The organism is Sorangium sp. So ce296 (assembly GCF_051529605.1).
GTDB classification, from domain to species: domain Bacteria; phylum Myxococcota_A; class Polyangia; order Polyangiales; family Polyangiaceae; genus Sorangium; species Sorangium cellulosum_D.
Map to the genome: position 1 here is coordinate 2,951,277 of NZ_CP150325.1, position 16,213 is coordinate 2,967,489.

Annotated in this window: 17 protein-coding genes; 6 read left to right on the forward strand and 11 right to left on the reverse strand. The window is 70.6% G+C overall.

All coding sequences use genetic code 11. The annotated features are described in order from the left end of the window. Positions 1-2 precede the first annotated feature (2 nt). Both WME98_RS11155 and WME98_RS11160 read left to right on the forward strand, forming a co-directional pair. Positions 3-524: a hypothetical protein gene (locus tag WME98_RS11155; RefSeq protein ID WP_437951323.1), complete on the forward strand. Its 522-nt coding sequence runs from the start codon at positions 3-5 to the stop codon at positions 522-524. Between the two features lie 65 nt (positions 525-589). Next, positions 590-2,188, forward strand: coding sequence for a hypothetical protein (locus WME98_RS11160; RefSeq protein ID WP_437951324.1), 1,599 nt, complete (start codon positions 590-592; stop codon positions 2,186-2,188). A 23-nt stretch (positions 2,189-2,211) separates the two neighbouring features. On the opposite strand, the gene WME98_RS11165 is transcribed toward WME98_RS11160, so the two are convergent. From WME98_RS11165 to WME98_RS11175, 3 genes are all read right to left on the reverse strand, one after another. After that, complete coding sequence (locus tag WME98_RS11165) at positions 2,212-2,538, reverse strand: hypothetical protein (protein ID WP_437951325.1); 327 nt, start codon at positions 2,536-2,538, stop codon at positions 2,212-2,214. 113 nt (positions 2,539-2,651) lie between these two features. Beyond that, positions 2,652-4,073: a protein kinase domain-containing protein gene (locus WME98_RS11170; RefSeq protein ID WP_437951326.1), complete on the reverse strand. Its 1,422-nt coding sequence runs from the start codon at positions 4,071-4,073 to the stop codon at positions 2,652-2,654. Next, complete coding sequence (locus tag WME98_RS11175) at positions 4,067-4,912, reverse strand: hypothetical protein (protein WP_437951327.1); 846 nt, start codon at positions 4,910-4,912, stop codon at positions 4,067-4,069. Before WME98_RS11175 ends, WME98_RS11170 begins: the two co-directional genes overlap by 7 nt. 1,094 nt (positions 4,913-6,006) lie before the next feature. Here WME98_RS11175 and WME98_RS11180 point away from each other — a divergent pair. After that, positions 6,007-6,315 carry a DUF6968 family protein gene (locus WME98_RS11180; RefSeq protein WP_437951328.1) on the forward strand — a complete coding sequence of 103 codons (309 nt, stop codon included), beginning with the start codon at positions 6,007-6,009 and terminating at the stop codon, positions 6,313-6,315. A gap of 293 nt (positions 6,316-6,608) precedes the next feature. On the opposite strand, the gene WME98_RS11185 is transcribed toward WME98_RS11180, so the two are convergent. Next, positions 6,609-7,010, reverse strand: coding sequence for a response regulator (locus WME98_RS11185; RefSeq protein ID WP_061629559.1), 402 nt, complete (start codon positions 7,008-7,010; stop codon positions 6,609-6,611). 347 nt (positions 7,011-7,357) lie between these two features. Between WME98_RS11185 and WME98_RS11190 the strand changes: the two genes are divergently transcribed. Beyond that, positions 7,358-8,182, forward strand: coding sequence for a hypothetical protein (locus tag WME98_RS11190; protein ID WP_437951329.1), 825 nt, complete (start codon positions 7,358-7,360; stop codon positions 8,180-8,182). A 530-nt stretch (positions 8,183-8,712) separates the two neighbouring features. Here WME98_RS11190 and WME98_RS11195 read toward each other — a convergent pair. From WME98_RS11195 to WME98_RS11215, 5 genes are all read right to left on the reverse strand, one after another. Then, complete coding sequence (locus WME98_RS11195; RefSeq protein WP_061629562.1) at positions 8,713-9,111, reverse strand: RidA family protein; 399 nt, start codon at positions 9,109-9,111, stop codon at positions 8,713-8,715. 378 nt (positions 9,112-9,489) lie between these two features. Next, positions 9,490-9,918 (reverse strand): arsenate reductase ArsC, encoded by a 429-nt coding sequence (locus WME98_RS11200; RefSeq protein WP_437951330.1) that lies wholly within the window; start codon positions 9,916-9,918, stop codon positions 9,490-9,492. Next, a complete protein-coding gene (locus WME98_RS11205) occupies positions 9,915-10,634 on the reverse strand; it encodes an aquaporin (RefSeq protein WP_061629564.1) in 720 nt (239 codons plus the stop codon). The genes WME98_RS11200 and WME98_RS11205 overlap by 4 nt, the downstream gene beginning before the upstream one ends. Continuing rightward, positions 10,618-11,091, reverse strand: coding sequence for an ArsI/CadI family heavy metal resistance metalloenzyme (locus WME98_RS11210; protein WP_437951331.1), 474 nt, complete (start codon positions 11,089-11,091; stop codon positions 10,618-10,620). Before WME98_RS11210 ends, WME98_RS11205 begins: the two co-directional genes overlap by 17 nt. A gap of 56 nt (positions 11,092-11,147) precedes the next feature. Next, positions 11,148-11,453 (reverse strand): ArsR/SmtB family transcription factor, encoded by a 306-nt coding sequence (locus WME98_RS11215; protein ID WP_437951332.1) that lies wholly within the window; start codon positions 11,451-11,453, stop codon positions 11,148-11,150. A 235-nt stretch (positions 11,454-11,688) separates the two neighbouring features. Between WME98_RS11215 and WME98_RS11220 the strand changes: the two genes are divergently transcribed. Next, positions 11,689-13,392 carry a CotH kinase family protein gene (locus WME98_RS11220; RefSeq protein ID WP_437951333.1) on the forward strand — a complete coding sequence of 568 codons (1,704 nt, stop codon included), beginning with the start codon at positions 11,689-11,691 and terminating at the stop codon, positions 13,390-13,392. Between the two features lie 40 nt (positions 13,393-13,432). On the opposite strand, the gene WME98_RS11225 is transcribed toward WME98_RS11220, so the two are convergent. Next, on the reverse strand, positions 13,433-13,714 hold the full coding sequence (locus WME98_RS11225) for a cupin domain-containing protein (RefSeq protein ID WP_437951334.1): 282 nt from the start codon (positions 13,712-13,714) through the stop codon (positions 13,433-13,435). Between the two features lie 67 nt (positions 13,715-13,781). Next, complete coding sequence (locus tag WME98_RS11230) at positions 13,782-14,684, reverse strand: nucleotidyltransferase domain-containing protein (RefSeq protein WP_437951335.1); 903 nt, start codon at positions 14,682-14,684, stop codon at positions 13,782-13,784. 159 nt (positions 14,685-14,843) lie between these two features. Here WME98_RS11230 and aroA point away from each other — a divergent pair, with 159 nt between their 5' ends. Then, positions 14,844-16,211, forward strand: a complete 1,368-nt coding sequence (gene aroA / locus WME98_RS11235; RefSeq protein ID WP_437951336.1) for a 3-phosphoshikimate 1-carboxyvinyltransferase — start codon at positions 14,844-14,846, stop codon at positions 16,209-16,211. Positions 16,212-16,213 lie beyond the last annotated feature (2 nt).

Below are 16,213 nucleotides of genomic sequence, written 5' to 3' on the forward strand. Positions count from 1 at the left end.
GGATGCTCGCGCTGTCGCTCGCGTCCACGGGCGCCCGAGCGGAAGGGCTCGCGCCGCCGCGATGGGAGATCGGCGTCAAAGCCGCCTACGTCGTGCTGGGGGCCAGTGCTGCGCACGCGACGGGCGGCATCATGCCGTCGATCACCGGCTTGCGTCGATGGCCCATCCGCGAAGCCGTGGACATCGGCATCGGCGCCGACGTGGGGCTCTTCGGTCTGGGCGGCGACGCACGCTGGCTCGGCGTCCTTGGAGGACCGGCGGCGGCAATCCGGGCCATGCCGTTCCGCGCGCCCTTGTCGCTCGAGCTCACGACGCGGCTCGACTTCGGGCGCATCCCTGTGTGCAATGCGTGGGGGTTGTGCCTGCGGTATCTTGGGCTCTTCCCGGCTGTGGAGGCCGGTGCAGCCTACCTGTCGACGCAGCACGTTGCGATCGTGGCGACCTGCGGCGTCCGTTTCATCAATACGCTCGCGTGGTCCGGTGTCAGCGTGGAGCCGGCAGCGGCGGGTCGGATCTTCTGGTAGACGTGAGCTCCTGACGGGCGGAGGGCCCACCGACCCGGACGGCCAACCCGGAGGGACGATTGGTGATGCCTTCGATCGCGAATCCGAAGCCCCTCGTACGCCGCAGCATCTGCGAGGCGTCCCTCGGGCAGCGGCTGTTTTCGACCAGGGACCCCGAGGCCTGGACGGCACACTTCGAGGCTCTGGGCACGCTCTGCGCCGATGCATGGCTCGATGACCTGCCGGAGGCCGACCGCGCCTGGGCAGCAGCGCACCGCGAGACATTCAGGAGATGGATCGACGTTCCGGGGCCGAACGGCGCCGACCCGAGGGCCAGCGCAAGCGCTCTCCAGAGCAATCCGGTGCCCGTCCCCGGGGAGCTCACCGTCCCATGGCCGATGCTGCTCGGCGCCGTCGAGAGCGCGTTCTTCGCGTCGGTCCGGATCTTCGAGGTGCCACCTGCCGGCGAGCGCGAGCGCGAGCGCGCCGCGGTCGATGCGGCAGCGCGTCTCCATCGTTCCTATCTCTGGCGAACCCTGTCGTCCGACGCTGCGGCCGCGCCGCACCGTCCCGAGGCGCTCCGCGCCTTCCAGAGGGGGTTTGAGCTCGGGCGCGGCACGCCGAGCTCCAGCAGAATGCCGGTCCCTCCGATGCTGGAGCCACCGTGGTACTGGGGGGCAGGTCTGCCGGAGTACCCTGGACCGATGGCCGCGCGCGAGCGCGCCCTCCGGACCATGCCGATCTCCGCCGGTAGGGCCGAGTGGCTGTCCCGCAACCGGGAGCTGCGCGCCCTGTACGCGAGCGCCTGGCGAGGCGACGTGCCGGAGGAGGACCGCGAATGGGCCCAGGTGGTTCGCGATTGCTGCACGACGCATGTCAATCGCCACCGGCGGGACGCCATCGCGCGGACCGCCTATGAAAGCTATCTCCAGAGCAGCGGTGGGCTCTTCGACGGGGAGCCCGGCCGACCGTGGCCGAAGCTGACCCACGCCACCTCGGAACCCTGGCGAGCGTTCGCGGACCGCGTCGAGGACGCGCCCGAAGGCGAGAGCGAGCTCGCGACAGCCGAGGCGGCCGCGCGCGAGTTCTGGGAAACGCTCTATGCGAAGTTCCCGCCGTGGGCCAGCGACCCGGACCAGGCGCACTGGCTCGCCGCGCTCCGCGCAGCGCGCGCCAAGGCGCTGGCAGGCGGGGCGCCGCCGGAAAACGCGTGCTGCCCGCAGGAGAGCCCGTTAGTCGGCCCCGCTGCAGTCCGAGACGTGAAAGACCGCCGTCTCGAGACGCGCCTTGGCGCCGTCGAAGAGCCGGACGAGATCGCACGGCCCCGCCGCCACGTCGGCCTCGTACAGGTCGCCTTGCTGCTCCTCGACGATGATCTCGCACGCACCCTGGTACAGCTCGCCGTCGATCCTCGCGGACACATGGGGCAGACCGGCCTGGTCCACCAGGTCGAAGAACGAGAAGGCAACTCCCTCCTTCTGCACCGTCACGCTCAGCTCCGTCTGATTGCGCACGATGCACCCTCCTGCGACCTCGCCGCTCGCATCCACAACCCTCGTTCCGTTGCCGCCAGTGTCGAGCACCAGCTCTTCGCCATCCCGCGTGATGATCACCTTGCCCGAGATCTCGGGATGGGAGACGCATGCGCTGGCCGAGGAGCCCAAGGCAACCCAGAGCACGGCTGAGAGCGCACCAGCGAGCCGCTCGCTCATGTCGTGCATCCGCCGTAGCCCTGAGGGAGCACCGTCGGCGGGTTACCCGCAGGCGTGCAGCACATCACATGCTCTTCGCCATCTTCCTCCACGTAGATCGCGTGGTCCGCATATCCATCCCAGCAAATCTCCTCCACTTCGGTCGGGATGACGCAAAGGGTATACCCGTCCGGGATGTTCTCTCGGACGACGCCGGCGCAAGCACGCGCAAATGTCGGCGAATCCGGGGCGGTTAGAGAACCTTTTCTCCAACCTTCCCAGAGGATCTCGGTCGCTTCCGCGCAACCTGGCGCCTCATTCTGCGTGCCGTTCCAGAGCCACACGGCCGGGTCTCCCTCGTGGGGGCCTGAGCCGGGGCAGTCGAGATCTGAGGCACAGCCTAGCCCAGCACTCACGCCGATGAACAGAAGCACGCATCGCATCGACAGAAGCCCTCCTAGTACAACGCAGGACCGCAGCTGACGTCGCCGGCCTCGCAATACGGCCGGCGCAGCTCGGCTTTCGCCGCCACGCCCGCTCGTCGCGAGAGCGCACCGCGCGGGCGGCCGTCCGCTTCCTCCGGAGGCGTCGGCTCCACAACCGGCGGCGGAGGCGAGCGCCGCCCCTCCGGCAGCGCCGAGACCTGCTGCGCCAGGGCTGCCGAGAGCTTCTCCGCGCGGAGCACGATCCGGGCCGGACGCACCAAGAGCACGCCCGCGCACAGCACAGCCATTGCGGCGACCGAAACGGCAATGCGGCCGGCGAGCCGCCGGGGCGGCGTGACGGCAGCCTTGCTCGGGGCCATCATCGGCGCTCGACCGGGTTGTCGGACGAGGGATGGCGGCGGCGGCAGGACCAGCTCCTGCGGTTCGGGAGCCGTCCACAATGGCACGTCAAGAGAGGGGATCTCCAGCAGCTGAGGCTCATCGTCGTTCAGCAGCGAAGCCGCCGGCTCGACCTCGGATGAACGGGCGTCCTGCTCTTCCGTCACTGGCGCCGGCGAGCGCGGCCCCTCCAGATGGGAGCTGCGCAAGGTCGACGGCACGCCGCCGGCGACCGAGGCCTGCTCCTCGCCGCCGCTCGGTTCCAGGTCCAGCGTGGGCCATGCCTCCACGAGGCCCTCGAGCACGGTGATGAAGTGGTCCACGTTCCTGTATCTGCGACGCGGATCCTCTTCCAAGGCCATCTCGATGGCGGCAGCGACAGCGCGCGGTGTACCGACCGGGATCACAGGCCTGTCCCGCAGCGCCCCGAGCGTGCCGGGCTGACCGGCGTCGAGCGAGCGACGGCAGGCGAGCTCGTAGAGCAAGGTCCCGAGTCCGTAGACGTCGGCCCGTGGCCCCACCCGGTCGCCGCGCAGCAGCTCCGGAGGCGCCACCAGCGGCTCCCGCGCGGCCTCGTGCGGCTCGATCCGGAACAGCCGCACGAGGCCGAACTGGTTGATGCTGTAGTCCCGCTTCGATGTGATGAACACCCGGTCCGGCCCGAGCGCCCCATGGCACCAGCCTAGCGCGTGGCACCGCTGGATCGCGCGGGCGACATCGATCACCATCTGCAGCACCGTGGCGCCGAGATCGGCCCCACGCGTCGCGTCCTTGATGCTGATCCCGTGGCTTCGCCGGCACGCGACCCAGGCGGAGAGGCCGCCCGCGTCGCCGTAGAGCACGGGCTCGACCTGCGGGACCGCTCGCGCGATCTCCTGCAGGCGCTGAAGCTCGGAAGCGAAGGCCGTCCGATCCATCGATTGGCCCTCGCGCAGGTGCAACCAGACGGTCGCGCCCTCGTCGCCTACCTGTTGGGCGAGGAACGTGCGCACCAGGCCATCGTGAACCTCGCTGAGGATCCGGTGACCCTCCCAGATGATACCGGGCTCTACCACGAGAAACGCACCTCCGCGCCAGCGCTGTGCGCGCGGATCTGGGCGCCGCTCGGGAGGATGGCAACCACGAGTGTCGCGGCCCCCAGGGCGGTACCTGCGACGAGGGCTGCCGTGCTGATGTGCTGCTGTACCTCGACGGCGTGCAACTCTTCCAGCAACTTCGGGTTTCCGGTCGAACGGGGCTTGCACATCTCGGCCTGGAGGGCGCTGTCCTCGAGCGATGCCACGACGTGCAGCACGATCCCGGACACCAGGAACGCCCCAGATGCCGCTGAACCCGCATAGAGAAGCCACGGCGCCGGAGGAGCCGCCGGTTGAGTCGGCGCGCCCGCCGGCCTCGCCGGCGGCAGCGCGGCCGGGCGGAGGCTCGCCGGCTCCGGACTCAGGAGCACGGCCCGCGCCTCTCCCGCGGTGACACGCACGGCAGAGCGCGCCTTCCGGCCGTCCGGCAGCGCCGCGGTCACCTCGTGCTGCCCGGGCTCGACGTAGATCCGGCCGCTCTCGTCCACGATCCGGCCGTCCACCAGCACGGGCGCCGCCCCGGCGGGCGCGAATACGCGGAGCTCCGCCACCTGCCGGCGCGCCGCGGCCAGGTCCGCGTGCCGCGTGTCGTGGAGCCGCCGCTCCATGGGCGTGGCCGGCGGGCGCATCCCCTGCACACAGCGCGTGAGCTCCCCCGCCGCGTCCACCCAGCGCCCGAGGCGGCGGTCGAGCTGCCCAAGCTGGCAGATCGCCACCGTGGATTTCTCGAGCTCATAGATCTGCGCCCACAGGTCGCGAGCGTGCGCGATATCGAGCCGCTCGAAGGCCGCCTCCGCCTCCCTGACCAAGACGGCCACGCGCGGCGACCGAGGTGGTGGTCGTGGCGGCGAGGCGGCGGAGGCCAGCGGAAGCGCGAGGAGGAACATCGTGACGGCCGCCGCCTTCGACCCACCGATGACCAGCGCAGAACGCAGCAAGCTTCACCTCGGCCCGACGCGAGGACTGGATGCCGCGCTGGCCCAGTCCGGCGCGCCATCCCTCTTCCCGCCCAGCCTCGGCCGGAGCGGCGTCCCTTCCTCGCGCAGAGGTGAGTTACCACGGGTCTCCTGGCGCTGTGAATCCCTCGATGATCCAATTTGCTGGCCAGGAACGCATTGTGTTTCTCGAGCAAAAATTCTCACCGCCGACGGCTGGTGCGCTCGCCATGGATGTCCCTCGGCCGTCGCGGCCTCTCCGAGCGGCCCGGCGTCCGCCTCGACCGGCGTCGCCGCGCTGTCTTCTCCGGCGCCATATACGCGACATAGACGGCAGCACCGAGCCAGCCTCCTCGGCGCCGGGCCGCGCCGCGCTTCGCGAAGCGGACGTCCGCGAAGGTGGGCAATGGGCAAGGAACCGGAGTGGCCTGAAAGCGATAATTCGGAAGAGATGGGGCGCGGCTCTGGGCAACACACTTGAACCCGGCACACCGGTCGCAACAGGCGCGGCATGCGAACATTCAACACCATCACCGCCGCTCTCGTTTGCTGTTCCATCCCTTCGTGTATGGTTGACCCGACACCTGGATCGGAAGCCCTGTTGGACGAGGAGACTCTGGAGGCTGGCGAGCCGCTCGCAGCACGAGGTCGGTGCGAAGATGCGGTGGACGAGGGCGCCGACATCTGGAGGCTCATGTGCGGATCAGCGATGGAATATATCTGACGCGCCCCGAAACAAGTCTCTGTCTTTCGGAGAGCAGCCAAGGGCGATCCGCGGGCAAAGCGAAGTGCCGTTCCAGTTGCCCCACCGCATGTCTCGCGCTTTCGACACGATGGGAGCTTTACTGTGAAGAGCGCTCGCCCCTGCTCCTGAAGAGCATCTGCGAACGGGCACGCCAAAATGGGCAGAGGAAGTGCCTGAACTCCTGTTGAGCTAGGGCGCTTGACATCGCAGACGAAGGCGCTAGCTGGTGGGCATGCCGGACGTGATCGCGGAGCGTAAGATCGAGCTGATACTTCCGAGCGGGACACAAGAAAGCATCCGAGTTCGAGTGTGGGCCCCCGAGTACAGGCCATCCGCGCGGTGCTGGGAAGCCGACGTGGAAGTCGCCGGAGCAGGGGACACCGACAAATCACACGGAGCCGGCATCGACGCTTTCCAGGCGCTGTACAGCGCGCTCCACTTGATTCCGGCGATGCTCGTCAAATATGAGGACGATGGCCGGCTCTCGTGGCTCGGTGAGGCGTGGACCGGGTTCCCGGCGATCGACCTGACGAATGCGTAAGCAGGGTCGGCCGCGCCGTTAGGTCGGGCGCCATGGAGCGCGAGGCCGGCGCGGCGCCGAGCGCGCCGCCATCCGCCGCGTCGAGCTCCCGCCGCTCGGCCCCTGCATCCAGGCTCACCCGGGCGCACCGCCCCCTTCACCCCCACGAGCGCCTCGGGCACGGGCTCGGCGTGGTCCCCGCCGGGCAGCCGCAGCGGTCGCGGCGCGCGTCGTCCAGCTCGGCGCCGCCGTCGGCCACCTGGCCGAGCTCGCCAGCACGGCCGCGCTGGCGGACCGTGCTGGCGGCGTGCTCGTCATACGCGCGCTCGGCCGAGCGCTGCCTGCACCAGGAGCAGCAACGCGTCGAGCTGCACCGGCTTGCTGACGATCCGGAAGGCTCCCGCCTTCGAGCAGCGCACGACGGACTCATCGGATGCATAGCCCGTGACCACGATGATCGGCAGGTACGGGTCGAGGCGCTTCAAGGCGGCCACCGTCTCGTCTCCCCCCATCCCCGGCATCCGCAGGTCGGTGATCGCAAGGTCGAAGGGCTCCCGCTGTGCCTTCTGCACCGCTGCTTCGCCGCTCTCCGCGGTAGCGACCTCGTACCCCTCCGAGGAGAGGAAGACATCCAGCGTGTCTCGAATGTCTTCCTCGTCATCGATCACCAGGACCCGATGGCCGCTGCCCTGGAGCTCGCTAAGGTCGGCGTTCACGTCTCCTCCTCGCTTTGGTCCGTCGCCCGAGAGCCGGGCAGCCCCATGCAGGCTGTGGCCTCCTCGCCGGGTTCCCCTGGACCGGAAGCCTACCGCAACTCTCCAAGTCAGCGACGGTCCCGATCGCGTCGGCGTGCGCCTCGATGCCACGTCCGCCCTCCGTTGCATGCGGCCAGCCGGGCGGGGCGTCCAGGTACGCGGCGCCAGCGAGCCCGGGGCCGCCGTGCGGGTCGACCCCCCTCCGGTCACAGAGCACGACCGCGACGCCCACCCGAGCGCCCGGCAGGTTGCATCCCGTCAACCCAGGATCGACACTCGGGGCGCCCCTGACCAAAGGAGGGTATCTCATGGGTTATCGCAATCTCAGCCCCCAGGCGATGGTCAACATCTCGGGCCCGTGGCTCGATCCGGAGCAGGACCGGAAGGTCTTCACATCGCTGCCGCTGCTCGCCCCGCTCCTGCCCGCGGTCGATGAGGCGCACGGCCGGATCCTCACCACGCAGCGGCTCGGCACCAGCCTCCAGCAGCAGGCCAAGGCGCTCATGGAGAAAGCCCTCGCGCTCGACGCAACCCACGATCGCAAGCTGCGCGGGGCGTACAACTACCTCGGCGCGCTCGCCGAGATGACCGACGATCCCGAGTTCGCCGCGGCGCTCCTCGACCTGCGCGATCGGCTCGCGCCGGCGGGGCTCAAGGCCGTCGCGCGGAGCTACGGCGACCAGGCCGGCGACGCCAAGCTGCTCCCGTCGCGGCTCAACGAGGCGTCGGAGAAGCTGCTCAAGAAGCTGAAGACGCCCGAGGGGCCGCTCTCGCAGGTGGTGGACGCCTGGGTCGCCGCCGCGCTCGAGATCGAGAAGGTGGAGGCGCAGCGCGAGCAGCTCGCGCTGAATACCCCGGCGAACATCGACGGCGCGACGCCGCGCGAGGTGCTGAACGCCCGCAACGCCTGGATCCGCGTGGTCCGGGCCATCGAGACGAACCTCGCCCTCGAGAAGGCGGCGACCGGAGAGATCACCGAACGCCTCCTCGGCCGGCTCCGCCGCGAGTCCGCTCGGGCCGACCGCCGCGGCCGCAAGGGCGGCGCCGAGGGCGCCGTCGACCCCGCGCCGGCCGGCGACGACGTGCCGCCCGCCGGCGGCGGCGACGACGACGATCCCTTCGACGGCGCCTGAGCCGAGCGCCCCTGACCCCGCGCCGCGATGAATCCCCGCGGGAGACGACACGACGCAAGCCAGTAAGCCGGATTGCTCGATCAGCCGCCCTCCACCGCATGAAAGCAATCAATCTTACATCATCTGCCGCGTGCCGGCGGGTGCGCGCAGTCCACTCGTCCGACATGGGTGCCGGGCGGCAATTTTGGTGAGATATCTTACTCCAAGGCGCCGCCCACCAGCGACATCGAGTAAGATGCCTTACGCCAAAACGCCTCCGGGCGGCGATCGCGTGGAAGAAAGCTTACGTCGATCTGCCCCCGGGCGGCGATCGCCGACAGTGGACTTGCGCCGAGCGCCGCCGGTCGGCGATCTCGCGTAAGCTCTCTTACGCCGATGCGCTTCCGAGCGGCGCTGGCCGGCGTTCAGGTGGTGCCGAGGCGCCGCCCGGCGCGGCCTGCCGCGCTCCCGCGGCGAGGAACCACGAGAGCGCCAGCCACGCGGGGCCCCGGCCCTCGGAGCCCAAGGCTGGTGTCTGGTGATGCCATCGATCAGGTGGACCGAGGAATGCGCGCGATGACCTTGATCTCGAAATCGAAGCCCGCCAGCCAGTTCACGCCCACCGCGGTCCAGTTCGGGTAGGGCGGCTCCCCGATCGCCTTCAGTCGAACGGCGTTCACCGCGTCCCACTGCTTGGCCGGGTCGGTGTGGAACGAGGTCACGTCGACGACGTCGTCGAACGTGCAGCCGGCGGCCTTCAGCACTGCCGCGAGGTTGTCGAAGGCGAGCTGGACCTGCTTTTCGAAGACCGGCTCGGGCGACCCGTCCTCGCGGCTGCCGACTTGGCCCGAGACGAACAGAAGGTCGCCCGAGCGGATCGCCGCCGAATAGCGGTTGATCTCGTAGAGCGCTTGCCGACCGGCAGGGAAGATCGCATCGCGTTTGGCCATGATTTGCTCCTGTTCAAGCAAGGCAGGCCCGACCTCCCGACGCGGCGTCGTTCCGCCGACAAAGGCGAGAGACGTTCGCACCGCTTCAGGGTTTCAGGTCCTCCGCGCTTCATTGTGCGGGACGGTCGATGATATAAGCCCCGCGTGCCGGTATATAATCCCTACGCACCGCATGTCAACTCGCATACTCGGAGTATGTCTTTTGTAGGAGATGGCAGTGGTCGCGAGATGAGGTGCGCCAGGTGACGAATCCATGATGACGACTCGCTCCGGGCTGCTCGACGTCGTCGACCGCTACCGCTTCTTCCCGCGGAGCGTGCATAAAACGCCGCCCGGCGGCGATCGCCGGCAGTCCGCTTGCGCCTCCCGGCGCGCGGCTCATCCCCGGCCTCCCTCCGCCGGGCGCGCCGCGGCCCACCCCTCGCGCGACACGAGCTCGGCCACGCGCGCGCGGACCTCGTCGCGGATCTCCCGCACGCGCTCCACCGGCTTGCCCTTGGGATCCTCGAGGGGCCAGTCCTCACGCCGGAGCCCTGGGACCACGGGGCACGCCTCCCCGCATCCCATGGTGACGAGCAGCGCCGCCTGGCGCGCCAGCGCGTCGGTGAGCCGCTGGGGCTTCACGGCCGAGAGGTCGATCCCCTCCTCCGCCATCGCCGCGAGCACCTCGGGATGGACGCGCGGGCCAGGCTCGGTGCCGGCCGAGACGGCGCGCGCCTTTTCCGGGTCGGACAGGGCGTTGAACCACGCCGCGGCCATCTGGGAGCGGCCCGCGTTGTGAACGCAGGCAAAGAGCACGATATTCATTGAGCATCCTCCGGAAGCGCGCGATCGACCACGCGTTCGGCGACCTCGGGCAGGGCGGGAACGAGCCAGCGGAATGCCAGCGTCGCCGCCGCCGCCCCTGCGAGCTGTGCGACGATGAACCCCGGCGCGTCGGCCGGGCGGATGCCGGCGAACGTGTCGCTCGCGGCCCTGGCGAGCGTCACGGCCGGGTTGGCGAACGACGTGGACGAGGTGAACCAATAGGCGGCCGTGATGTACGCGCCCACGGCGAAAGGAACCGACTCGGCCCGCCTCCGGACACTGCCCCAGATGACGGCGAGCAGCCCGAACGTCGCGACGAACTCGCTCGCCAGCTGGGCGAGCCCCGAGCGCTCGTGCTGCGACGCCGAGAAGAGGGCCTCTCCGAACATGACATGCGCCACGGCGACGCCCGCGAAGGCGCCGGCGACCTGCGCCAGGACATACGCGGGCACCTCGCGCCAGGAGAGCCCGCCCTGGCTCGCGTCGGCGAGCGTGACGGCCGGGTTGAAGTGCGCGCCGGAGATGGCCCCGAAGGTCAGGATAAGCGCGACCAGCGCGGCCCCGGTCGCGATGGTGTTCGCGAGCAGGGCGATCGCCACGTTCCCGCCGGCGAGGCGCTCGGCCATGATCCCGGACCCGACCACGGTCGCGAGCAGCAGGGCCGTCCCGAGCGCCTCGGCGACGGCCCTGCGGAGGAGATCAGCGCGCGGCGGCATCGCCCTGCTTGGAGGGGACGCAGCACGACGGCGCGCAGCACGCGGCCTCGCTCTTCGCGGGCATCGCGGGCTGGCTCCCCATCACGGCCGCTTCGCCCTTCACCACGAACACCTCCCAGGAGTTGCCGTCGGGGTCCTCGACCCAGACCTTGTCCTGCACCGCATAGCAACAGGCCGTGTCCTCCTCCGTGAACGTCCTGAGCTCCGCGGCCTCGAAGCGCCGCTTGGCCTCGAGCACGTCCTCCGTGCTCGCCACCTGGACGCCGAAGTGGCTCGCGTTGACGCCGGTGCGCGGCGCCTCCTGCATGGTGAGGTTCAACGAAGGCAACTCGAGGTCGAACTTCGCATACCCGGGGCGGCGCTTTGTGGCGCGCACGCCAAACGCCTTTTCGTAGAACGCGACCGAGGCGTCGATGTTGGAGACGTTGAGCGAGAGATGAGGCTTGAGGACATTCATCGCACACCTTCCTTCCACTTGCTTCCAAAATTTTCGAAATAGACGGGCAAAAAAAATCAGCAGCACGACTTGCCGCGCTTGCAGCAGTCCTCCCACAGGTACTCCGTCAGCGCGCGGAGCGCCTCGTAGTCGGCGCTGTAGTAGTGAAACGTCCCTTCGCCGCGCGTCCTCAGGACGCCGGAATCGACGAGCCGCTTGAGGTGGTGGCTCAGCGTCGAGGCCGCCAGCCCGACATGCGCCTGGATGTCGCCCGCGGGGGCGCCATCCATCCCGGCCTGCACCACGAAGCGCAGCACCGCGAGCCGCACCGGGTGACCGAGCGCGGCGAGCTGTTCGGCGTGACGGTCGAGCTTCGACGGCACACCCTACTTCTAACATTGTCGAAGTAGCGGCGCAAGGTCCTCGTCGACGGCATGCGAGCCGGCGCCGCGTCCTCCCGGGTCGCCCATGGTCCGCGGAGCGTGGGGAACAACCACCGAGGCACAGGAGGAGCACAGAGGAACCGAGAGGCCAAGAGCGCCGCTCGAGAAATGGGTGGCGCGGCGGCCCTGTGTGTCCGTACAATGACGATTTCTTGAACTGTCAATGAGGCTGGCAGTGGAAAATAGCACCATTGTTCGACGGGCACGCTTCCGCGGGCTCCACCGTTCCTTCTCGCTCGCCCTCGTCACGCTGAGCGTCGCCTGCGGCCAGGCGCCGGCCGAACCCGGCGACGGCACCCCGCAGACGATCCCGTCCCTGACGGGGGATGTCGCGTTCTCCACGCCGAGCCAGACGTTCAGGGATCAGATCCAGGTGGAGATGTCCACCTCGGTCGCAGGGGCCGAGATCCGCTACACGCTCGACGGGCAGCTGCCGACCTCGGCCTCCACGTTGTACACGGGCGAGCCCGTGACCCTCACCGCCACGACGCAGGTCCGCGCGCAGGCGTTCGTGGGGGGCGACGCGCGCGGCGCGGTGAGCACGGGCATCTACATCGCGCGCACCATCGACGCGACCTCCGACCTGCCCATCATGATCATCGACGGCTACGGCCAGGGCAAGCCGACCGACAAGGAGGTCTACTTCGACGCGGCGGTGATGATCTGGGAGCCGGTCAACGGCGTCGCCTCGATCGCCTCGCTGCCCACGATGGCGATGCGCGGCGGCTATCACGTGCGCGGCCAGTCCTCGATGAACTTCCCCCAGACACCCTACAAGGTCGAGCTGTGGGGCAACGACGACAAGGACCTCGACTACCCGATGCTCGGCATGCCCGCCGATTCGGACTGGGCGCTGATCCCCCCGTATTACGACCGCACGCTGATCCGCAACCCGTTCACCTACAGCCTCGGCCGCGACATGGGCCTGGAGGCGCCGCGCAACGAGTTCGCCGAGGTCTACCTGAACTACGACGCGCGCGTCATCGGCGAAGCGGATTACCAGGGCATCTACTGGATCTCGGAGACCATCAAGAACAACGAGGCCCGCACCGATCTCAAGCAGCTCGAGGAGGAGGACCTCGACGCGCCCAAGATCAGCGGCGGCTACATCTTCAAGTTCGATCAGGCGGCCGCCGAGGAGCCGAAGCTCACCTGCACCGGCTCGGATCCGCTCCCGTCGTTCGGAGGCTTCGGCGGCGGGCCGCGCCCCGGCCAGGGCGGCACGTGCTGGATCGATCTCGAGGTCGTGGATCCCGATCCCCTGAACGACGCGCAGAAGACCTGGCTGACACAATATATCCAGGAGTTCCACGACAGCCTCCATCAGACGCCGATCGGCGATTACGCGGCGTACATCGACGTGCCGTCGTTCATCGATTACCTGATCATCAGCGAGCTGACGCTCAACGTGGACGCTTACGTGCGGAGCGCCTTCTACCACAAGGATCGCGATCAGAAGATCAAGGCCGGCCCGCTCTGGGACTACAACTTCGCGCTCGGCGGCGTGGGCGCCCAGAGCGCGGCGCCGGAGTCGAACAACGACACCGGCTTCCGCTTCAGCGGCGCGAGGAACGTCAACAACTGGTATCAGAAGCTCACCGCGGATCCGGCCTTCATGGCGCAGGTGCGGGCGCGCTACACGGCGCTGCGCCAGACGCTCCTGTCGGAGGCCGCGCTCGAGCAGCGCATGGACGAGCTGAGCGCGCCGCTCGCGCAGGCCGCGGCCCGCGACCTCGCCAAGTGGCCGGTGTCGGACATCATCGAGTCGAGCGAGGGCTTCCTCGGCGGCCCCACCGCGCCGACGTGGGAGGGGCAGCTGCAGGTCATGCGCGACTTCCTGAGGGCCCGGCTCGCCTGGCTCGACGCCAACTTGCCGTGACCCGGCGCGAGCCGCCGCCGGCCGCCCGCCGCGGCCCGGGTCAGCCGAAGCGGTAGTGCTTGCGCACCGGGGAGCGGACCTCCCACGTGCAGCTCAGGCCGGCGGGGAACGTCACCAGATCCCCCGCCTGGATCCGCACCGGCGCGCCCCCGCCCTGCGCGGGCGTCACGATCACGTCGCCCTCGAGCAGGTAGCAGGTCTCCGGCTCGTCGTAGTGCCACGGGAAGGTCGACACCTCCTTCGTCCAGATGGGCCAGCCGCGGACCCCGAGCTTCGCCAGCTGCTCCTCCGACGGACCGTGCTCCAGCGTGATCGACTCCATGGCTCCTCGTCCTCGCTCGATGTGTCCCCGGGCCCCGCGCCCGCGACGCCCTCCGTCGCGGCCGATGCTAGCAGCCCGGCGCGTCCCGCCGGCACAGGTCGCGCGCCTCGCGCGCTATCGCCTCCATGCGCTCGAGGCTCCCGAGCAGCGCCTCGGCGCCGTGGCCGGGCGCGGAGAGCAGCGCCTCCACCCGGTCGGCGAAGCCCTCGGGGCACCGCGGGAGCGCCCGCGTCCGCTGCAGCGCGCCCTTCTCGTTCGAGACGTAGCGCTCGTTCAGCGCGAACAGCGCCTGCACCAGGCAGGCGGCGGCGCGGAACAGGCAGCCGCTCACGTACACCACGTCGCCGCGCCCCGCGGCCTTCTTCGCGGTGTCGATCGCGAAGCCGGCCTCCCACAGGAACCGATCGAGGAGCGCCCGCCGCAGGGCCGGCGGATACGGCGTCACGAGCGCCTTGAGCGGGGCGAGCACGCCCGCCGGATCGAAGAGCGGCCGGCAGTCGTGGACTTCGGCCAGATAGATGGAGCTGAAAAAGCCGTGCGGGTGCCCGGGCTGGTAGTCGCACGTCACCTGCCCCGCGCGGCATTCCTCGATCACGCGCCGCACGCGGGCGAGATCGCGGTAGAGCCAGTCGACGCGGTGCCCCTCGATCTCGAGCCACGCGCCCCCGTTGATCCACGGGCCCCACGCGCCGATCGGCGTCACCGCGTCCCCGGGGTCCGCCGCGACGAGCTCCCGCGCGAGCGGCGCCACGGCGCCCTCGGCGCCGCCCGCGCAGAGCTCCCGCGCGAGCGCGCGCAGCGCCGGGAGGTCGGGCGGGCGCTCCGGCTCGTAGTAGATGCCGAGATCGAGATCCGAGTCCGGGTGGCCGGCGCCGCGGGCGCGCGAGCCGCCCAGCACGACCGCCGTAACGCCCGGGACCGCGCCGAGCCGCGCCGCAACGCGCGCCGCCACGTCCAGTGCCTCGCTCACGTCCACACCGCCTCCTGCCGCTCCCCGCGGCGCGCCGAGCGTACCATCAGGATGCGCCCGGGCGCCCGGACACCGGACGGGCCGCCGCCGCGCCGCGCCCCCGCCGCCCCCCGCCCCGCCCGCTGTGCCTGCGCCCGCCGTTCTGCTAAACGGCATCGCGTGCCCGACCTGATCGTCCACCCGGCGGAGCGGCCGCTCATCGGGAGCGTGCCGGTCCCCGCGGACAAGAGCATCGCCCACAGGGCGCTCCTGCTGGCGGGGCTCGCCACCGGGCAGAGCCGCGTCCGCTGCGGGTCGCTCGGCGGCGACGTCCGCTCGACCGTCGACGCGCTGCGCGCCCTGGGCGTCCGCGTCGAGGAGCCGTCGCCCGGCGACCTCGTCGTCCACGGCGCCGGGCTCTCCGGCTTCCGCGCCCCCGACGGGCCCATCGACTGCGGCAACTCCGGGACGACCATGCGGCTCCTCTCGGGCATCCTCGTCGCCCAGCGCTTCGCCGCGCGCCTCGTCGGCGACGCGTCGCTCTCGCGCCGCCCCATGGAGCGCGTCGCGAAGCCGCTCCGCCTCCGCGGCGGGCGCATCGAGGGGCAGCTCGACCCGCGCACGATCGGCGAGATCACCGCGCCGCTCGACGTCGGGCCGCTCCCCGAGCCGCACGTGCTCTCGTCCATCGAATACGACCTCCCCGTCCCGTGCGACCAGGTGAAGAGCGCCCTGCTCTTCTCCGGCCTCTTCGCCGACGGCCCCACCTTCGTGCGCGAGCCGATCGTCTCGCGCGATCACACCGAGCGCATGCTCACCGCGCTCGGCGTCCCGGTCGACTCGGTCGGCGCGATGGTCTGCCTCGACGCGGCCCGCTTCTCCGGCAACCTCCCGGCGTTCGACCTCGACGTGCCCGGCGACGTCTCCGCCGCCGCGTTCCTCCTCGCCGCCGCGGAGCTCGTGCCAGAGAGCCGCGTCACCGCGCGACGCGTCGGCCTCAACCCGACGCGCACCGGCCTGCTCGAGGTGCTGCGCGACATGGACAGCAGCGTCGCCGTCGAGATCAAGGGGGAGGCCCTCGGCGAGCCGACCGGCGATCTCCACATCGCCTCCGGCGCCGGCCTGCGCGGCGGGCGCGCGGGCGGCGAGCTCGCGGCGCGCGCCCTCGACGAGCTGCCCATCCTGCTCGGCCTCGCCGCGCGGGCGCGCGGCGTCACCGAGGTGTTCGACGCGCGGGAGCTGCGCGTGCAGGAGACCGACCGGATCGCGGCGATGGCGGCCGTGCTCGGCGCCTTCGGCCTGCGCTGCGAGGAGCGCACCGACGGGCTCCTCGTCGAGGGCAGGCCCGACCGGCCCCTCGAGGCGGCCGACGTCGACAGCCGCGGCGACCACCGCATCGCGATGACGGCCGCCGTGCTCGGGCTCGCCGCGCGCGGGCCCACGCGCGTGCGCGACGCGGGCTGCATCGCGACGAGCTTCCCCCTCTTCGTCGGGACGCTCCGCGCCCTGGGCGCGCGCATCGAGGTCGAGGGCGCCCGCGCTTCGTGAGC